Raw genomic sequence first — 18,416 nt, 5'->3', positions numbered from 1 at the left:
AAATACCCGAAAAACGTTCAAAATTACAAAAGGCCTTCAGAATGTGACCATTCTGAAGGCCTTTTGTCGACAATCTGAATCGAGATTGCTTTAGGGCATCTCGATTTTATTTTTGTTTAATTAGCAAAATAATCATATGTATTTTTAGCTAATAGAAGTACGGTTACGGTGATAAATAATATTCTTACATATCCACTACCTTGTTTAATAGCAAATTTAGAGCCACAAATTGCTCCGATAATTTGCGCTACCCCCATAATAAGACCGTAAGCAAAATTAATTTGCCCTAAAAATAGAAACATGACAAGGGCTCCGATATTACTTGCAAAGTTTAACAGCTTTGAGTTTCCGGCAGCTTTTAAAAAGTCAAATCCAATCATAAGAAAAGCGAAGATAAGAAAGGAACCAGTACCAGGACCTAGAAAGCCATCGTAAAATCCTATAGCCGCAACGAGGGCAATAAAGCCTATATATTTTTTAGGAGATAGTTTTTTATATGTAGATATATTTCCCCAATCTTTTTTAAAAAAAGTGTAGACAGCGACAGCTGCTAACATGATTAACATTAATGGTTTTAATACATTTGGATCCATTAAATGTACCGTCCATGCCCCAAAAGCAGATGCAATAAAGACAATTGGGAAAATTTTAGCGATTGGTTTTAGATCAATATTTCCAGAACGATAAAAAGTAATCGTACTCGTTAAAGAACCTAAAGTACCAGCTAACTTATTTGTGGCTACGGCTGCTGATGGGCTTAACCCCGTAAACATGAGCGCTGGCAACGAAATAATTCCCCCTCCGCCTACGACAGAATCGATAAAGGCAGCTAAAAATCCGAACAGAAATAAAATAATAATGAGTGATAAATCCAAGTCAAATAGCATCCTACAACCTTCTTTCTCTATACAACAGAAATCGTATAGGAAAATAAAGTGGAAGTAAATAGCCGGTTGTTAAAAATTTTCAACTAATTAAATAATATAATTTGTATCATAATACTGTATCATATACACTGTATAACGCATAGTATATATAGTAGGGGGTGGCATTTTGAGCAATTTACTGGATTCATTAAGCACTGAATTAAGAAGAGGTACATTGACTTTGGCTGTTTTAAGTCAATTACAAACGCAACAGTATGGTTATTCGTTAGTCCAGTCACTAGAAGGTTCTGGGGTTACAATCGAGCAAAGTACGTTATATCCATTACTCCGTCGATTGGAGAAACAACAGCTTGTTGAGAGTAGTTGGGATACGACGGAAGCAAGGCCGAGGAAATATTATATATTAACAGATTACGGGTTAGAAGTTTATAAAGAGTTAAAAAATGAATGGCTGAGTAATTCTAAACAATTATACAAATTGCTGAAAGGAGATGGTTTAAGTGAATTTGATTGATGTATACATTCATGAAGTGACACGAAGGTTACCAGAAAAAAGTCGTGAAGATATTGGGTTAGAGTTGAAATCTAGTATAGAGGATATGCTGCCAGAGGGACATTCGGAAAAAGATATAAAACAAGTGCTAGATCAACTAGGGAACCCTGCTACTTTAGCAAGTAATTATAGTGACCGTCCAATGCATCTAATCGGACCAAAGTATTTTGATCTTTATATTTCGTTTCTGAAAATGATTGTTCCAATTGCCGCAGTAATTGCTTTAATTTCTGTAGCGGCAACACAATTTTTAGCATTTGAACGGGGAGATACAGTACTTAATGTTGCACTGGATATTTTCGTTCTTAGCATTTGGAGAATTATAGAAGTATTCATCCAAGTATTCTTTTGGCTAACAGTAATGTTTGCTATAGTGGAACGGGTAGATGGGATAAAGGATAACCAACCACGGACAATGAGTTTAAATAAATGGACCTCAGATGACTTAAAAAATATAGTTTATATTCCAAAGAAAAGAGCCATTTCAAAAAGATATATATTCGTTAGTTTATTATGGACTGCTATTTGGGCAACATTTTACTTTTTTGCCAGCCATTTAGTAGGAGTATATGAAAAAACAGATGAAGGTCTTACATTCATTATGCCTTCCTTGAATCAAGATGTATTAAATTCATTTTCGTCATTAGTTGTCATCGTTATCGGGGCGGAGATTGCATTAGCCCTATATCAATTGTTTAAGGGGCAATGGACGAAGAAGGTTGCCATGTTAAATGTTCTGCGGGAAGTGATTGGATCGATTGTGTTAATTATCGTTATAATTCATCCTAACTTATTTAATCCCGATTTCTTAACATATTTAGCGGATAATTTTACTATTTCAAGTGAAGATGTGAGGAAGTTTATTATCATGGCGGTCATGCTATTTCCTATCTTCTCGATTTGGAATTGTGTGGATGGTTTTAGAAAAGCAAATAGCCGGTAAAAAGAAGGGGTGTCTTGGCTTTTTAAGACACCTTGATATTATTGTTTTGAAAGGGATATTTCCTTCATGATTGAATGGTTTTTAAGGAGATGGGGGTTTAATCAACCTTTCATAATCCTTTTTTCCTACTTGCATTCAGTTTGTACTAAACATTTTTCCTTAACAAAGTGGCGGAAAATTTTAAAAAAATGTATTTTTCCTAATAAAACATTTCTATAGTACTATTTTACATTTTTTAACATTTGCGAAGTGGAATTACGGGATAAGTATTAACACTTTATATTAATTGAATATTCTGAAATTAGAATGAAAACCTTTGTATAATCGTATGTTTTAATGAATATGCTTTTTAAGAAATAGTTTTTATTCCTTCGATATATTCGCAATTCAAAGTAATAGATAGATAAACTGTCAGAATAATAGCAATTATATTAGGATAGTGATTTATTTAAATTTTCTTAGAAAAATGAATTTTTAGTTTATTTATAAAAAAATCTTTGCTATGATGTTTATGTTAATCCTATTATCTGAAAATAGGGAATAAACAAAAAAGGGGGATTCTCGTGAAAAAAAGAAATCTATTTTTAATGTTGATGTTACTAGCTTTAACTCTAGTATTAGCAGCTTGTAACTTCGGCTCTGAAAAAGAATCTACAGATGATACAAAAGAAGGAGCTTCTGAAGAGGGCGGTTCAAAAGAACTGAACTTAGTCATTCCATCAGAACCACCTTCATTACATCCACAATTAGCAACAGATAGTACTTCGAATGCAATTTTACAAAACGTATTTGAAGGTTTAACTACTCTTAAAGATGGCGAAGCTATCGAGGCAGCAGCAGAGAAAATTGACGTTAGTGAAGATCAATTAACTTATACGTTCACTTTACGTGATGCAAAATGGTCAAATGGTGACCCTGTCACTGCTGAAGATTTCGAATATGCTTGGAAATTTGCTTTAGATCCTAAAAATGCATCTGAGTATGCATCAATTCTGTACCCAATTAAAGGTGCACAAGCTTATAACCTTGGAGAAGGAAAAGTAGAAGATTTAGGAATTAAAGTAATAGATGAAAAAACTTTGGAAGTTACTTTAGAAAACCCAACTCCTTATTTCTTAGAGTTAACTGCATTTAAAACATATTATCCAATTCACAAAGCAACTGCAGAAGCTAACAAAACTTGGTATGCTGAAGCTGGTGATTCTTATGTAACAAACGGTCCATTCAAATTAACGGACTGGCAACATAGCGGTTCCATTACTTTAGAGAAAAATGAAAATTATTGGGAAGCTGACAAAGTTGCTTTAGATAAAGTGAACATTTCGATGGTTGAATCTGAAACAACTACAGCAACAATGTTTGATGCTGGTGAAATTGATTGGATCGGTTCTCCATTCCAAACAATTGGATTAGATGTGATCGATCGTTATAAAGAAGAAGGAATTTTAAACATTTCGGATCATGCTGCTATTTATGTATATAAATTTAATACAACAGAAGGTCCAACAGCGAACGCGAACATCCGTAAAGCGTTAACGCTGGCAATTGATCGTCAAGGTTTAATCGATAACGTTACAAAAGGGGAACAAACGCCTGCATTAGGTATGGTTCCTTCAGCGGTAAAAGGTTTTGAAGAAGATCGTGGTTACATGAAAGATAATGATATTGAAGAAGCGAGAAAAGCATTAGATGCAGGTTTAAAAGAACTTGGTCTATCTGATCCAAGCGAACTGAAACTAAAACTTTCATTTAACACGAGTGAAGCTCATGCTGCGATTGCCCAATTCATTCAAGAAGGTTGGCGTACAAATCTAGGTATCGAAGTAACTCTTGATAACTCAGAGTGGCAAGTGTTCCTAGATAAGTTAAGTAACCTAGATTTCCAAATTGGCCGTTTAGGTTGGATTGCAGACTATAACGATGCTTACACATTCTTAGAAATGTACGATTCTGCAGAAAACGGTAACAACGATACTGGTTGGGAAAATGCAGAATATGCAGAGTTACTTAAACAGTCTAATGCTGAAACAGATCCTGCTAAACGTCTTGAATTGTTGAAACAGGCTGAAAGCATTATTATGTCTGAAACTCCGGTTGCACCAATTTATTACTACACAAATCTTTCAGTTAAGAAAGACTACGTTAAAAATATGGAACAAAATGCACTTGGTAACATGTACTTAAAATATGTAGATATTGAAAAATAATCTATTAAATTAGGAAAAGGTTACTAACATTTGAGGCTGCTTTCTATCGAGTAATCGATTCAGAGCAGCCTTTTAATATGAAAAGGAGGGGAAAATAATGTTGCGGTATATTTTTAAGCGATTAATTTATATACTCATTGCTTTATTTATTATCGTTTCAGCTACATTCTTTTTAATGAAATTAGCACCCGGTAGTCCGTTTGCTAGTGAACGGGATTTTCCAGCGGAAATAGAAGCCCAATTAAACGCAAAGTATGGATTAGATAATCCTTGGTATATTCAATATAAAGATTATTTAGTAGATACCATTAGCTTTGATTTTGGTGAATCGATGAAATATAAAGGTCGTTCTACTAACGATATTATTTCAGAAAGTTTTCCTATTTCATTAACATTGGGAATCGAAGCGATGATATTATCGATCGGTTTAGGTGTTTTACTAGGAGTAATTGCAGCTCTATACCATAATCGTTGGCCAGATTATTTAGCGACAACAATTGCCGTTCTAGGTATTTCAGTACCTTCATTTATATTAGCTGGTTTAATGCAATATTTTTTAGCGTACAAATTAGGCATGTTTCCTGTAAGTGGGTGGAAAGGGTTTAACTATAGTATTTTACCAGCCCTCGCAATTGCTATTACCCATGCAGGTTTTATAGCGAAATTGATACGTTCTAGTATGCTTGAACAAGGAAATAGTGATTATGTAAAAATGGCTCGTGCTAAAGGTCTTGGAAAATGGACGACCGTATTCCGCCATACGTTAAGAAATGCATTGCTACCAGTTGTTACATATTTAGGCCCGCTTACAGCTGGAGTTGTAACGGGAAGCTTTATTGTTGAACAAATTTTTGCTATCCCAGGATTAGGAAGACACTTCGTTACAAGTATTACGAATCGTGATTATACCGTTATTATGGGTACTACTGTCTTCTATTCTATTATCCTATTATTTGCAGTTTTAATTGTCGATATTTTATACAGTGTAATTGATCCGCGGATAAAGCTGAAAGGAGCGAAAAAATAATGGCACAAAACGACCAATCATTTGAACAAATTTCACCGGATAAGTTTAAAATTGTCGGCGGCCGTTCGGATGAAAATGAAAAATTAGCTGATAAATCCGTGTCTTTTTGGAAAGAGGTGGTGCTTCGCTTCTCTCAAAATAAATTAGCGATTTTTGGGTTAATCGCGTTATTCGTTATTGCATTATTAGCTATTTTCGTACCAGTTTTTTCTCCTTATAGTTACCGGGAACAATTAGGGTTATATAATGCAGCGCCATCAGCTGCCCATTGGTTTGGTACGGATGATTTAGGACGAGATGTTTTCGTTCGTGTATGGCAAGGGGCACGTATTTCCTTATTCATCGGGATTACTGCTGCGATTATTGATTTAATTATCGGTGTTTTATGGGGAAGTATTTCAGGCCTTGCAGGTGGAAGGTTGGATAACATTATGATGCGTATTGCCGATGTTTTATCTGCTGTTCCTTATTTACTAGTCGTTATTATTTTGCTAGTTGTACTACAACCAGGTCTATTGCCGATGATTATTGCGTTATCGATTACAGGTTGGATTAATATGGCTCGTATCGTACGTGGTGAAGTATTATCAATTAAAAATCAAGAATATGTGCTAGCTGCCCGTACTCTTGGTGCAAATACTTGGCATTTAATTAAAAGGCATCTTGTACCGAATGCCCTAGGTGCCATATTAGTGACGATGACTTTAACGATTCCGTCAGCTATCTTCACAGAAGCCTTTTTAAGTTATTTAGGTTTAGGTGTTCCTGCACCAAGGGCAAGTTGGGGTACGATGGCCTCTGAAGGGAATAAGGCATTAACTTCAGCACCATGGCGACTGTTCTTCCCAGCGTTCTTTATCTCATTAACAATTTTTGCATTTAATGCTGTTGGGGACGGATTACGTGATGCCCTCGATCCAAAATTACGTAAATAGAAGAAGGTGAAAAGATGACAAAAAAGTTATTAGAAGTAAATGACTTGAAAATAAATTTTAAAACGTATGCGGGAGTAGTACAAGCGGTTCGAGGAGTAAGCTTTGAACTGTATGAGGGAGAAACGTTAGCGATTGTTGGGGAATCCGGTTCAGGGAAAAGTGTTACAAGTAATGCGATTATGAAGCTCATACCACAGCCTCCAGGAGTATATGCGGGTGGACAAATAGTATTAGAAGGTCGGGACTTAATTCCATTATCAGAGAAAGAAATGTCAAAGGTTCGGGGAAATGATATTGCGATGATTTTCCAAGATCCGATGACCGCCCTAAACCCTACGATGAGGGTGGGAAGACAAATTACAGAAGTGATTTTAAAACATAAAAAGATTTCGAGTTCTGAGGCAAAGGATAGAGCATTGAAATTGTTAGAATTAGTTGGAATCCCAATGCCAGAAAAACGTTTCCGTCAATATCCACATGAATTTAGTGGTGGGATGCGTCAACGTGTCGTTATTGCCATCGCGTTAGCGGCAGACCCAAAATTATTGATTGCCGATGAACCGACAACAGCTCTTGACGTAACGATTCAAGCGCAAATTTTAGAATTAATGAAAGACATTCAAAAGAAAAGTAAAACATCGATAATATTCATTACCCACGATTTAGGTGTCGTAGCGAATGTAGCAGATCGAGTAGCGGTTATGTATGCAGGACAAATTGTTGAATATGGAACGGTAAATGATATTTTCTATAATCCGAAACATCCATATACATGGGGGCTTTTAGGTTCGATGCCAGACTTGAAAAACAATGTAAAAGAAGAATTGCGAACAATTCCAGGTTCACCACCAGATTTAATTCATCCACCTCAAGGAGACGCTTTTGCGCCGCGTAATGAATTTGCGATGGCGATTGATTATGAAATGGAACCGCCAATGTTCCAAGTATCCGAAACCCATTATGCAAAAACGTGGCTATTACACCCAGATGCTCCGAAAATACCTATACCAGAAGAGATTGCGCGTAGAATAGAAGGTTATTTAAAGGAGGAGCAAGATGATGGCAAATAAGTTGCTTGAAGTAAAAAACTTAAAACAGTATTTTGGTTCTCCTAATAATCCGATAAAAGCTGTAGATGGAATTAGCTTTGATATATATGAAGGGGAAACATTAGGGTTAGTTGGTGAATCGGGATGTGGTAAATCTACAACGGGAAGATCCATTATCCGTCTTTACGACATAACGGATGGAGAAATACTCTTTAAAGGGAAAAATATTCATGCAGGAAAATCTCGTAAAGAGTTAAAAGAATTTAACCGTGAAATGCAAATGATCTTCCAAGATCCGTACGCTTCATTAAATCCACGTATGACGGCTGGGGAAGCGATTAGTGAAGGTTTCGACATTCATGGTCTTTATAAAGATAAAAAAGAACGTCGTGAACATATCGGAAATTTACTAGAGGCAGTTGGTTTAAACCGAGAACATGCCAATCGTTATGCCCATGAATTTTCCGGTGGTCAACGTCAACGGATAGGGATTGCACGGGCATTAAGTTTAAATCCAAGCTTTATTATTGCCGATGAACCAATTTCAGCACTAGACGTATCGATTCAAGCACAAGTTGTAAATTTATTGAAAAGAATACAAAAGGAACGTAACTTAACGTACTTATTTATCGCCCATGATTTATCCATGGTGAAGTATATTAGTGATCGTATTGCAGTAATGTATAGAGGGAAAATTGTAGAGCTTGGTGAATCTGATGAAATTTATAATAATCCTATCCATCCATATACAAAATCATTACTTTCCGCAGTTCCACTTCCAGATCCACTAACAGAAAGAGTACGTGAAAGAATTCCTTATGTACATGAGGAAACAGATGAATCTGCAAAGCTTCATGAGGTCCTTCCAAAACATTTTGTTTATGGAACGGAAAGTCAAATGAATAAATGGAATAAAAGGCGATAGTGAAAAAAACTTTTAATAGAATATCGAAGGGAAATGAAAAATCATTCCTCTCCTGTTTTGTATGGAACCATACATTGTCAGAGAGGAATGATTTTTTTATGTTTTTTAATAGAAAAAGATTACCAAACAAATTACTTCATTAAGTTTATGTAGAATTGGGTATTTAAATGGATGGGAAATAGTATGAAAGACACCCTTTATTTAAGATAAAATTACTAGCTTTGATGGATAAAAAAATCGTTTTGATATAGTAGAAAATTATTATTATTCCGATAATTTATTATCGAAAATTTAAACGATTCATTATATTCAGAAAACAATAATAACTATTATAATTGAAATATTCTGAATTATTCGATACAGAAAATGGTAAAAAAAGAAGAAAAAACAATGTTTTCAGAGAATTTTTTAATAATTATTTAGAAAAATAAAATTTTTGTTTATTTAGCAATAATTTTTTGTTAATATAATATTTATTGAAGCGTATATTTTCTGAAAAATGAAAATTACTAATCAAAGTTTACTGAAAAATGGGAAATATATTACTAGTCAGTTAGGAGGATTTTTTATGAAGAAAAATAGTTTTCTACTATTATCAATGTTATTAGCTCTATCTTTAGTATTAGCAGCTTGTAACTTTGGAGGATCAGAAAAAAGTAGTGATAGTGGATCTGAAGAAAAGGAACTTAATTTAGTTATTCCATCAGAACCACCTTCATTACACCCACAATTAGCAACAGATAGTACTTCTAATGCGATTTTACAAAACGTATTTGAAGGTTTAACAACTATCAAAGATGGTGAAGTTGTCGAGGCAGCAGCAGAAAAAATTGACGTAAGTGAAGATCAATTAACTTATACGTTCACTTTACGTGATGCAAAATGGTCAAATGGTGACGCTGTTACTGCAGAAGATTTTGATTACGCTTGGAAATTTGCATTAAACCCAGAAAATGCATCAGAGTATGCTTCAATACTTTACCCAATTAAAGGGGCACAAGCTTACAACCTTGGAAAAGGTACAGTAGAAGATTTAGGAATTAAAGTAGTAGATGAAAAAACTTTAGAAGTTACTTTAGAAAACCCAACTCCTTATTTCTTAGAGTTAACGGCTTTCAAAACATATTACCCAATTCACAAAGCAACTGCAGAAGCTAACAAAACTTGGAATGCAGAAGCTGGCGAATCTTATGTAACAAACGGACCATTCAAATTAGCTGATTGGAAACATAGCGGTTCCATTACTTTAGAGAAAAACGAAAATTATTGGGATGCTAAAAATGTTGCATTAGATAAAGTGAATATTTCAATGGTAGAAAACGAAGCAACTGCTTCAACAATGTTTGACGCTGGTGAAATTGATTTCTTAGGTTCTCCATTCCAAACAGTTGGATTAGATGTGATCGATCGTTATAAAGAAGAAGGAATCTTAAACATTTCAAATTATGCTTCTATTTATGAGTATAAATTTAATACAACAGAAGGACCAACGGCTAACGTGAACATCCGTAAAGCGTTAACGCTGGCGATTGATCGTCAAGGTTTAATCGATAATGTTACAAAAGGGGAACAAACTCCTGGATTAGGTATGGTTCCTGCAGCAATCAAAGGATTTGAAGAAGATCGCGGTTACTTCAAAGATAATGATATTGAAGAAGCGAAAAAAGCATTGGATGCAGGTTTAAAAGAACTTGGTCTATCTGATCCAAGTCAACTTAAATTAAAACTTTCATTTAATACAAGTGAAGCTCATGCAGCTATTGCCCAATTCATCCAAGAAGGATGGCGTGCAAATCTAGGTATCGATGTAACTCTTGATAACTCAGAGTGGCAAGTATACTTAGATAAAGTATCAAACTTAGATTACAATATCGCACGTATGGGTTGGATTGCTGACTACAACGATGGTTACACATTCTTAGAAATGTACAATTCTGCTGAAAACGGTAACAATGATACAGGTTGGGAAAATGCAGAATATACAAAATTACTTGAACAGTCTAATAGTGAAACAGATCCTGCTAAACGTCTTGAATTGTTAAAACAGGCTGAAAGCATTATTATGTCTGAATATCCAGTTGCACCAATTTATTACTACACAAATCTTTCAGTTAAGAAAGACTACGTTAAAAATATGCAACTAGATGCACTTGGTAACATGTATCTTAAATATGTAGATATTGAAAAATAATCAATATTTTTTAAAGTTACTATTTACTATGTAATAGTACTTAGGCTGCTTAATTCGAATATCGATGAAAAGCAGCCTTTTGTACCTTTATTATTTTCAACTATCCTAAAAGGAGGGGACATATTTGCTAAAGTATATTTTAAAAAGATTAGTATATATCCTAATCGCGCTATATATTATCGTAACTGCAACATTTTTCTTAATGCAACTTGCTCCGGGTAGTCCGTTCGCAAGTGAACGTGATTTCCCACCAGAAATTGAAGAACAACTGAATGCGAAATATGGATTAGATAATCCTTGGTACATTCAATATAAGGATTATTTAATCGATACTGTGACGTTTGATTTCGGAGAATCAATGAAATATAAGGGTCGCTCAACTAATGATATGATTTCAGAAAGTTTCCCTATCTCATTAACATTGGGAATCGAGGCGATGATATTATCGATCGGTATGGGCGTGTTACTAGGGGTTATTGCAGCTCTTTACCATAACCGATGGCCAGATTATTTAGCGACAACAATTGCAGTTTTAGGTATTTCGGTACCTTCGTTTATATTAGCTGGTTTAATGCAATATTTTTTAGCGTACAAATTAGGCATGTTCCCTGTAAGTGGATGGAAAGGGTTCATTTATAGTATTTTACCGGCCTTTGCCATTGCTATTACCCATGCAGGTTTCATTGCAAAACTGACTCGCTCAAGTATGTTGGAGCAAAATAGCAGTGATTATGTAAAAATGGCTCGTGCTAAAGGGCTTGGAAAATGGACAACAGTATTTAAGCATACGTTACGAAATGCTTTATTACCGGTTGTTACTTACTTAGGACCATTAACTGCTGGGGTTGTTACAGGTAGTTTTATTATTGAACAAATCTTTGCCATCCCAGGATTAGGAAAACACTTCGTAACAAGTATTACGAACCGTGATTATACCGTTATTATGGGTACTACTGTTTTCTATTCTATTATCCTATTATTTGCTGTTTTAATCGTCGATATTTTATACAGTGTAATTGATCCGCGGATAAAGCTGAAAGGAGCGAAAAAATAATGGCACAAAACAATCAACAGTTTGAACAAATTTCACCGGACAAATTTAAGATTGTCGGTGGGCGTTCGGATGAAAATGAAAAATTAGCTGATAAATCCGTGTCCTTTTGGAAAGAGGTAATTCTTCGCTTCTCTCAAAATAAATTAGCAATTTTTGGATTAATTGCGTTAGTTGTTATTACATTATTAGCTATTTTCGTACCAGTTTTTTCTCCTTATAGTTACCGGGAACAATTAGGGTTATATAATGCAGCGCCATCAGCTGCCCATTGGTTTGGTACGGATGATTTAGGACGAGATGTTTTCGTTCGTGTATGGCAAGGGGCACGTATTTCCTTATTCATCGGGATTACTGCTGCGATTATTGATTTAATTATCGGTGTTATATGGGGAAGTATTTCAGGTCTTGCAGGTGGAAGATTAGATAACATTATGATGCGTATTGCCGATGTTTTATCTGCTGTTCCTTATTTACTAGTCGTTATTATTTTACTAGTTGTACTACAACCAGGGTTATTACCGATGATTATTGCGTTATCGATTACAGGTTGGATTAATATGGCCCGTATCGTACGTGGTGAAGTATTATCGATTAAAAACCAAGAGTACGTTTTAGCTGCGAGAACTTTAGGGGCTAATACAGGACATTTAATTATGCGTCATTTAGTGCCGAATGCACTAGGTGCCATATTAGTGACGATGACTTTAACAATTCCGTCAGCTATCTTCACAGAAGCTTTTTTAAGTTATTTAGGTTTAGGTGTTCCTGCACCAAGGGCGAGTTGGGGTACGATGGCCTCTGAAGGGAATAAGGCATTAACTTCAGCACCGTGGCGACTGTTCTTCCCAGCGTTCTTTATTTCATTGACAATTTTCGCATTCAATGCTGTTGGGGACGGATTACGAGATGCACTAGATCCAAAATTACGTAAATAGAAGAAGGTGAAAAGGATGAGTAAAAAATTGTTAGAAGTTAATGATTTGAAAATTAACTTCAAAACATATGCAGGGATTGTACAAGCTGTTCGGGGAGTAAGCTTTGAACTGTATGAGGGAGAAACGTTAGCAATCGTTGGAGAATCCGGTTCAGGGAAAAGTGTTACGAGTAATTCGATTATGAAGTTAATTCCTCAGCCGCCTGGAATATATGCAGGTGGACAAATTTTATTTGATGGCCGCGACTTAGTTCCATTATCTGAGAAAGAAATGGCGAAGGTTCGAGGAAACGATATTGCGATGATTTTCCAAGACCCAATGACGGCTTTAAATCCGACAATGCGTGTAGGACGACAAATTACGGAAGTGATTTTGAAACATAATAAAGACGTTTCAAAGGCTGAAGCAAAAGAGCGCGCGATTAAATTGTTAGAGCTTGTTGGAATTCCAATGCCAGAGAAACGTTTCCGTCAATATCCACATGAATTTAGTGGTGGGATGCGTCAACGTGTTGTTATTGCCATCGCGTTAGCGGCAGATCCAAAATTATTGATTGCCGATGAACCGACAACAGCTCTTGACGTAACGATTCAAGCACAAATTTTAGAATTAATGAAAGATATTCAAAAGAAAAGTAATACTTCGATTATTTTTATCACCCACGATTTAGGTGTTGTTGCAAACGTAGCAGATCGAGTAGCGGTAATGTATGCAGGACAAATCGTAGAGTATGGAACAGTAAATGATATTTTCTATAATCCGAAACATCCGTATACATGGGGTCTATTAGGTTCGATGCCAGACTTAAAAAATAATGTAAAAGAAGAATTACGTACAATCCCAGGGTCACCGCCAGACTTAATTCATCCGCCACAAGGGGATGCTTTTGCGCCGCGTAATGAATTTGCGATGGCGATTGATTATGAAATGGAACCACCAATGTTCCAAGTATCTGAAACTCATTATGCAAAAACGTGGCTATTACATCCGGATGCACCAAAAGTTCCGGTACCAGAAGCAATTCAACAAAGAATTGAAGGTTATTTAAAGGAGGCTGAAGAGAGTGGCAAATAAGTTACTTGAAGTAAAAAACTTAAAACAATATTTCGGTTCTTCAGCTAACCCGATTAAAGCGGTTGATGGTATTAGTTTTGACGTCTACGAAGGGGAAACGCTTGGTTTAGTAGGGGAATCAGGTTGTGGGAAGTCTACTACCGGCCGTTCAATTATCCGTTTATATGATATAACGGACGGTGAAATTTTATTTAAAGGGAAAAATATTCACGCAGGAAAATCTCGTAAAGAGTTAAAAGAATTTAACCGAGAAATGCAAATGATCTTCCAAGATCCGTATGCTTCATTAAATCCTCGTATGACAGCTGGGGAAGCAATTAGTGAAGGTTTCGACATTCATGGTCTATATAAAGATAAAAAAGAACGTCGTGAACATATCGGAAATTTATTAGAGGCAGTTGGTTTAAACCGAGAACATGCCAATCGTTATGCCCATGAATTTTCCGGTGGTCAACGTCAACGGATAGGGATTGCACGGGCATTAAGTTTAAATCCAAGCTTCATTATTGCCGATGAACCAATCTCAGCTCTAGACGTTTCAATTCAAGCACAAGTAGTCAACTTATTGAAAAAACTACAAAAGGAACGTAATTTAACGTACTTATTTATCGCCCATGATTTATCCATGGTGAAGTACATAAGTGATCGTATCGCTGTTATGTATAGAGGGAAAATTGTAGAGCTCGGTGAAGCGAACGAAATATACAATAATCCAATTCATCCATATACAAAATCACTATTATCAGCGGTACCACTTCCTGATCCGTTAACGGAAAGAAAACGCCAAAGAATTCCGTACGTACATGAAGAAACAGATGAGCAATTAAGTGTTCATGAAGTATTACCAAGCCATTTTGTACTTGGCTCAGATAGTCAAATTAAAAAATGGACAAAATAATTGGGAGGGACATTCTCGTAAAAGAGATGTCCCTTTCATTATTTCGATAAATAGAACTTCTAATGGTACTCTAACTTTAAATTGACATTTCTGGAAAATAAGAATATAATAAACAGAATAATAAGAAAAGAGAGGTGTAGTATTATGGCAAATATATATTCGATTGTTGAAAAGCGATTTGGTTTGTCTAATTTCACTCACCTCAATAATGGATTTTAAAACGACCTCGCATATTAGGCTTGGGAGTATTTTAATTTACCTCTTGAACGTGATGAACCCTTATGACTGCCAAATCGCAGCTTATAAGGGTTTTTAATATGCGGAAAATAACCGCTAATTCATTATTCAGGAGGAATATCCATTGAACTTAAAATCTTTAGGTTTTACAACATACTTTGAAGAACAATATAACTCGTTTTTAAAAGAGGAAAAATATAAAAATTGTGTCCCTGCCAGAGTTCTTTTAGAACATAAACATTCCTATCGAGTACTTTCAGAGCAAGGCGAGTGGTTATCAACAGTAGCGGGACATTTAGCTTATGAATCGTATTCTCAAGCGGATTTCCCTGCTGTCGGGGACTGGGTGTTAGTAGAAAAAATGGATGGTGAGGAAAGAGCAATCATTCATAAAGTCTTTAAACGGAAGTCGCAGTTTTCAAGGAAAATTGCCGGTAGAAAAGTGGAAGAACAAATCGTCGCATCGAATGTGGATATCGTTTTCCTTGTCATGAGTTTAAATGCAGATTTTAACATTCGTCGATTAGAACGTTACTTAATAGCAGCATGGGATTCAGGTGCGACCCCTGTCATTGTTTTAACGAAAGCGGATTTATGTGAAAATGTTGATGATTATATACAGCAAACAGAAGCGATTGCCTTAGGTGTTGATATATTTATTACAAGTTCTTTTACAGGGGAAGGGATTGAACAAATCCGAGCATTTTTTAAAGAGGGAGTAACGGGCGCATTGCTAGGTTCCTCGGGTGCTGGAAAATCTACTTTAATGAATGCTTTATATGGTGAGGATATTATGAAAGTATCCGGTATTCGGGAAGATGATGCAAAGGGAAGACATACAACAACTCATAGAGAGTTAGTATTTTTACCTGGTTGTGGGTGTTTGATTGATACACCAGGAATGAGAGAATTGCAATTATGGGATCAAGGTGAAAGCTTAGCTTCAAGTTTTCAAGATATCGAAGATTTGTCAGCAAGTTGCCGTTATCGAGACTGTACCCATAAAAAAGAACCGGGATGTGCAGTCGTTCGTGCAATTGATGACGGGGATTTAGAATTCTCTAGGTTACAAAGTTACTTCAAACTCCAAAAGGAACTTGCCTTTATCGAACGAAAGACAAATACCCAAGAAAAACTAGCTGAAAAGAGAAAATGGAAGCAAATTTCAAAGGGGTTTAAGAAAAAGCATTAGTATTTTTTATCCTTTTACTTTGGAACCATTTTCCTTCAAGAAAGTCATATATAATAAAGCCAATCGATTTTTTTCGTTGGCTTTTTTCATTTTTATTCATGTATTTCTTAAAGAAAATTTGAATAGGGTTGTATAATAGAGTAGCATTAGATTGGAATTAGGAGAATAAATGAAAGAAAAAATATGGATGAAAATAAGGAGAGTATGAATGGAAAATTGGATTACTACGGTTATGGAGGAGTTTGGATACATAGGTGTTTTCTTATTAATCATGTTAGAAAATTTATTTCCTCCAATACCGTCAGAAGTTATTTTAACCTTTGGTGGTTTTATGACGACACAAACGGATTTATCTATCTTTGGAGTAGTTGTCGCATCTACAATTGGTTCAGTAGTAGGGGCAATCATTCTTTATGGAATCGGTGCTCTTGTTGGTATTAAAAGAATCGAACGATTTGTGGATCGATGGGGGAAAGTTTTACGTCTCACAAGCAAAGATATTCATAAAGCCAATTCTTGGTTTGAAAAGTATGATGTATGGACCGTATTCTTCTGCCGCTTTATTCCTTTAATCCGTAGCTTAATTTCATTACCAGCTGGTCTAGCGAAAATGAACTTCTTTACCTTCCTTTTACTCACAACGTTAGGAACGTTAATTTGGAATATGGTATTAGTAAACATAGGTGCTGCTGTCGGAGAATCATGGGAAACGATCGTTCATTATATGGACATCTATTCAAATATAGCGTATGCAGCTCTTGCGATTATTTTCATTGTCGTCGTGATTCGATTTTATCAAAAGAAGATGCGAAGTTAAAAAATGGAGGCACCTAATTAAAAGGTGCCTCCAATATTTTTACACTGGTTTATCAACTTTGTCCTTCGGTAAAAAGAATGCAACGATAAGGAGCAGTGGTAAAACGGAAACGATTTGAATGGTCGTTTCAATACCAATTTTATCAAGTAAGAAGCCGATAACGACCGCACCAATTGCACCCATCCCAAAGGCAAAGCCTGTTGTAAGACCAGCCATTGTCCCAATTTTGCTTGGTACTAATTCTTGGGCATATACAACCGTAACGGAGAAACTAATCATAATAAGCGTTCCGATAATAATTAAGAAAATAAGTACAACCCAAATAGGCATATATGGTAATAGTAAGCAGAAAGGAAGGGGACCTACTACCGAAAGAATAATCACGTTCTTTCTTCCGATACGGTCAGAAAGTGACCCTCCAAAAAAAGTACCGATCACACCAAAGGCCATAAAGATAAATATAAACACTTGGCCGGTTTTTAAAGTTAAATCATAATGGTCCATTAAGTAAAAAACGTAAAAGTTCGTAATGTTCGTTGTATAAAAAGAGCGGGCAAATATAATGGTAAGTAATAACCCTAGTGCAATACCCACTTGTTTTTTAGTTAATGGAGGTAAGGATGAAATTAATATTTTTTTCTTTTTTTTCTCCAATTTTTCTGCCTCTAATTGTCGTATATACCATCTAGATATTTGGAGAAGGAGGGCAATACCAATCGCTGCTAAAAGTAATACAATGGCTGCCCCATGTTGACCGTAAACATTTAAAATAAAGGCACTAATTAATGGCGCAAGGGCTTGTCCTGAATTTCCCCCTACTTGATAAATCGACTGGGCAAGACCCCGTTTATTCCCAGCGGACATAAAGGAAACGCGAGATCCTTCAGGATGGAAAACAGCTGAACCAAAACCTAAAAATAGAACAGAAATTAAAATAAGCCAATAACTTTCTGCTAAAACAAGAAGCAATAAGCCAACAAAGGAACTCATCATTCCAATAGGTAATGCAAAGGGCATCGGTTTTTTATCACTAACGAATCCTACTACTGGTTGAAGAGCAGAAGAAAACATATTTAAAACAAAGGAGATAATTCCTAACTCAGTAAAGGATAAACCTAAATCTCGTTCTAGAAGTGGGAACATGGCTGGTACTACGGATTGCATCGTATCATTAATTAAATGGGCTACTCCAATTGCAATCATAACAGGATAAATCGGATTGTTTAAAGTTGCTTTTGTATCACTCATTTTTTCACACCTTCATATTTGACTCGTATTTACAATTATACCCCTCTCATCTCATTTTCATATAGATATTTATAGTTATGGAAAATATTATGCTATAATGGGCTTACTTAAAGGAATGGAGGGTTTCAAAATGCAATCAGTTAGACTACGTTTCCAAAATTCGAACCGTTAATGAAAATACGTTCAAACCTCAATTGATTTGTGGGGTAAATGGAATTGGTCTAACTTTTAACGAACAACTTAT

16 protein-coding genes are annotated in these 18,416 nt (G+C 35.6%); 14 read left to right on the top strand and 2 right to left on the bottom strand.

All coding sequences use genetic code 11. The features are described 5' to 3' along the window. Positions 1-116: 116 nt before the first annotated feature. The gene (locus tag H9636_RS07905) at positions 117-887 is read right to left on the bottom strand and encodes a TSUP family transporter (RefSeq protein WP_191707078.1); all 771 of its coding nucleotides are present in this window, start codon (positions 885-887) and stop codon (positions 117-119) included. Positions 888-1,053: 166 nt separating this feature from the next. Here H9636_RS07905 and H9636_RS07900 point away from each other — a divergent pair, with 166 nt between their 5' ends. From H9636_RS07900 to H9636_RS07835, 14 genes are all read left to right on the top strand, one after another. Next, the gene (locus tag H9636_RS07900; protein WP_191707077.1) at positions 1,054-1,401 is read left to right on the top strand and encodes a PadR family transcriptional regulator; all 348 of its coding nucleotides are present in this window, start codon (positions 1,054-1,056) and stop codon (positions 1,399-1,401) included. Then, positions 1,388-2,383 (top strand): HAAS signaling domain-containing protein, encoded by a 996-nt coding sequence (locus H9636_RS07895; protein ID WP_191707076.1) that lies wholly within the window; start codon positions 1,388-1,390, stop codon positions 2,381-2,383. The genes H9636_RS07900 and H9636_RS07895 overlap by 14 nt, the downstream gene beginning before the upstream one ends. A gap of 563 nt (positions 2,384-2,946) precedes the next feature. After that, positions 2,947-4,590 carry a peptide ABC transporter substrate-binding protein gene (locus H9636_RS07890; RefSeq protein ID WP_191707075.1) on the top strand — a complete coding sequence of 548 codons (1,644 nt, stop codon included), beginning with the start codon at positions 2,947-2,949 and terminating at the stop codon, positions 4,588-4,590. A 97-nt stretch (positions 4,591-4,687) separates the two neighbouring features. Next, positions 4,688-5,617: an ABC transporter permease gene (locus tag H9636_RS07885; RefSeq protein ID WP_191707074.1), complete on the top strand. Its 930-nt coding sequence runs from the start codon at positions 4,688-4,690 to the stop codon at positions 5,615-5,617. Further along, a complete protein-coding gene (locus H9636_RS07880; RefSeq protein WP_191707073.1) occupies positions 5,617-6,552 on the top strand; it encodes an ABC transporter permease in 936 nt (311 codons plus the stop codon). Before H9636_RS07885 ends, H9636_RS07880 begins: the two co-directional genes overlap by 1 nt. A gap of 14 nt (positions 6,553-6,566) precedes the next feature. Beyond that, positions 6,567-7,622: an ABC transporter ATP-binding protein gene (locus H9636_RS07875; RefSeq protein ID WP_191707072.1), complete on the top strand. Its 1,056-nt coding sequence runs from the start codon at positions 6,567-6,569 to the stop codon at positions 7,620-7,622. Then, positions 7,612-8,526: an ABC transporter ATP-binding protein gene (locus tag H9636_RS07870; RefSeq protein WP_191707071.1), complete on the top strand. Its 915-nt coding sequence runs from the start codon at positions 7,612-7,614 to the stop codon at positions 8,524-8,526. The genes H9636_RS07875 and H9636_RS07870 overlap by 11 nt, the downstream gene beginning before the upstream one ends. 568 nt (positions 8,527-9,094) lie before the next feature. After that, positions 9,095-10,717 (top strand): peptide ABC transporter substrate-binding protein, encoded by a 1,623-nt coding sequence (locus H9636_RS07865; protein WP_191707070.1) that lies wholly within the window; start codon positions 9,095-9,097, stop codon positions 10,715-10,717. A 124-nt stretch (positions 10,718-10,841) separates the two neighbouring features. After that, positions 10,842-11,771, top strand: coding sequence for an ABC transporter permease (locus tag H9636_RS07860; protein WP_191707069.1), 930 nt, complete (start codon positions 10,842-10,844; stop codon positions 11,769-11,771). Further along, positions 11,771-12,706, top strand: a complete 936-nt coding sequence (locus tag H9636_RS07855) for an ABC transporter permease (RefSeq protein ID WP_191707068.1) — start codon at positions 11,771-11,773, stop codon at positions 12,704-12,706. The genes H9636_RS07860 and H9636_RS07855 overlap by 1 nt, the downstream gene beginning before the upstream one ends. Positions 12,707-12,721: 15 nt before the next feature. Beyond that, the gene (locus tag H9636_RS07850) at positions 12,722-13,780 is read left to right on the top strand and encodes an ABC transporter ATP-binding protein (RefSeq protein WP_225230135.1); all 1,059 of its coding nucleotides are present in this window, start codon (positions 12,722-12,724) and stop codon (positions 13,778-13,780) included. After that, on the top strand, positions 13,770-14,678 hold the full coding sequence (locus tag H9636_RS07845; RefSeq protein WP_191707066.1) for an ABC transporter ATP-binding protein: 909 nt from the start codon (positions 13,770-13,772) through the stop codon (positions 14,676-14,678). The genes H9636_RS07850 and H9636_RS07845 overlap by 11 nt, the downstream gene beginning before the upstream one ends. A gap of 361 nt (positions 14,679-15,039) precedes the next feature. Continuing rightward, complete coding sequence (gene rsgA, locus H9636_RS07840; RefSeq protein WP_191707065.1) at positions 15,040-16,107, top strand: ribosome small subunit-dependent GTPase A; 1,068 nt, start codon at positions 15,040-15,042, stop codon at positions 16,105-16,107. Positions 16,108-16,315: 208 nt separating this feature from the next. After that, on the top strand, positions 16,316-16,924 hold the full coding sequence (locus H9636_RS07835; RefSeq protein ID WP_191707064.1) for a DedA family protein: 609 nt from the start codon (positions 16,316-16,318) through the stop codon (positions 16,922-16,924). Positions 16,925-16,963: 39 nt separating this feature from the next. Here the strand turns inward: H9636_RS07835 and H9636_RS07830 are convergent, their stop codons facing one another. Beyond that, complete coding sequence (locus tag H9636_RS07830) at positions 16,964-18,172, bottom strand: MFS transporter (RefSeq protein ID WP_191707063.1); 1,209 nt, start codon at positions 18,170-18,172, stop codon at positions 16,964-16,966. Between the last annotated feature and the right edge of the window lie 244 nt (positions 18,173-18,416).

Source organism: Ureibacillus galli (genome assembly GCF_014836845.1).
Lineage (GTDB): Bacteria > Bacillota > Bacilli > Bacillales_A > Planococcaceae > Ureibacillus > Ureibacillus galli.
This window is presented reverse-complemented; position numbering and strand designations above follow the sequence as displayed.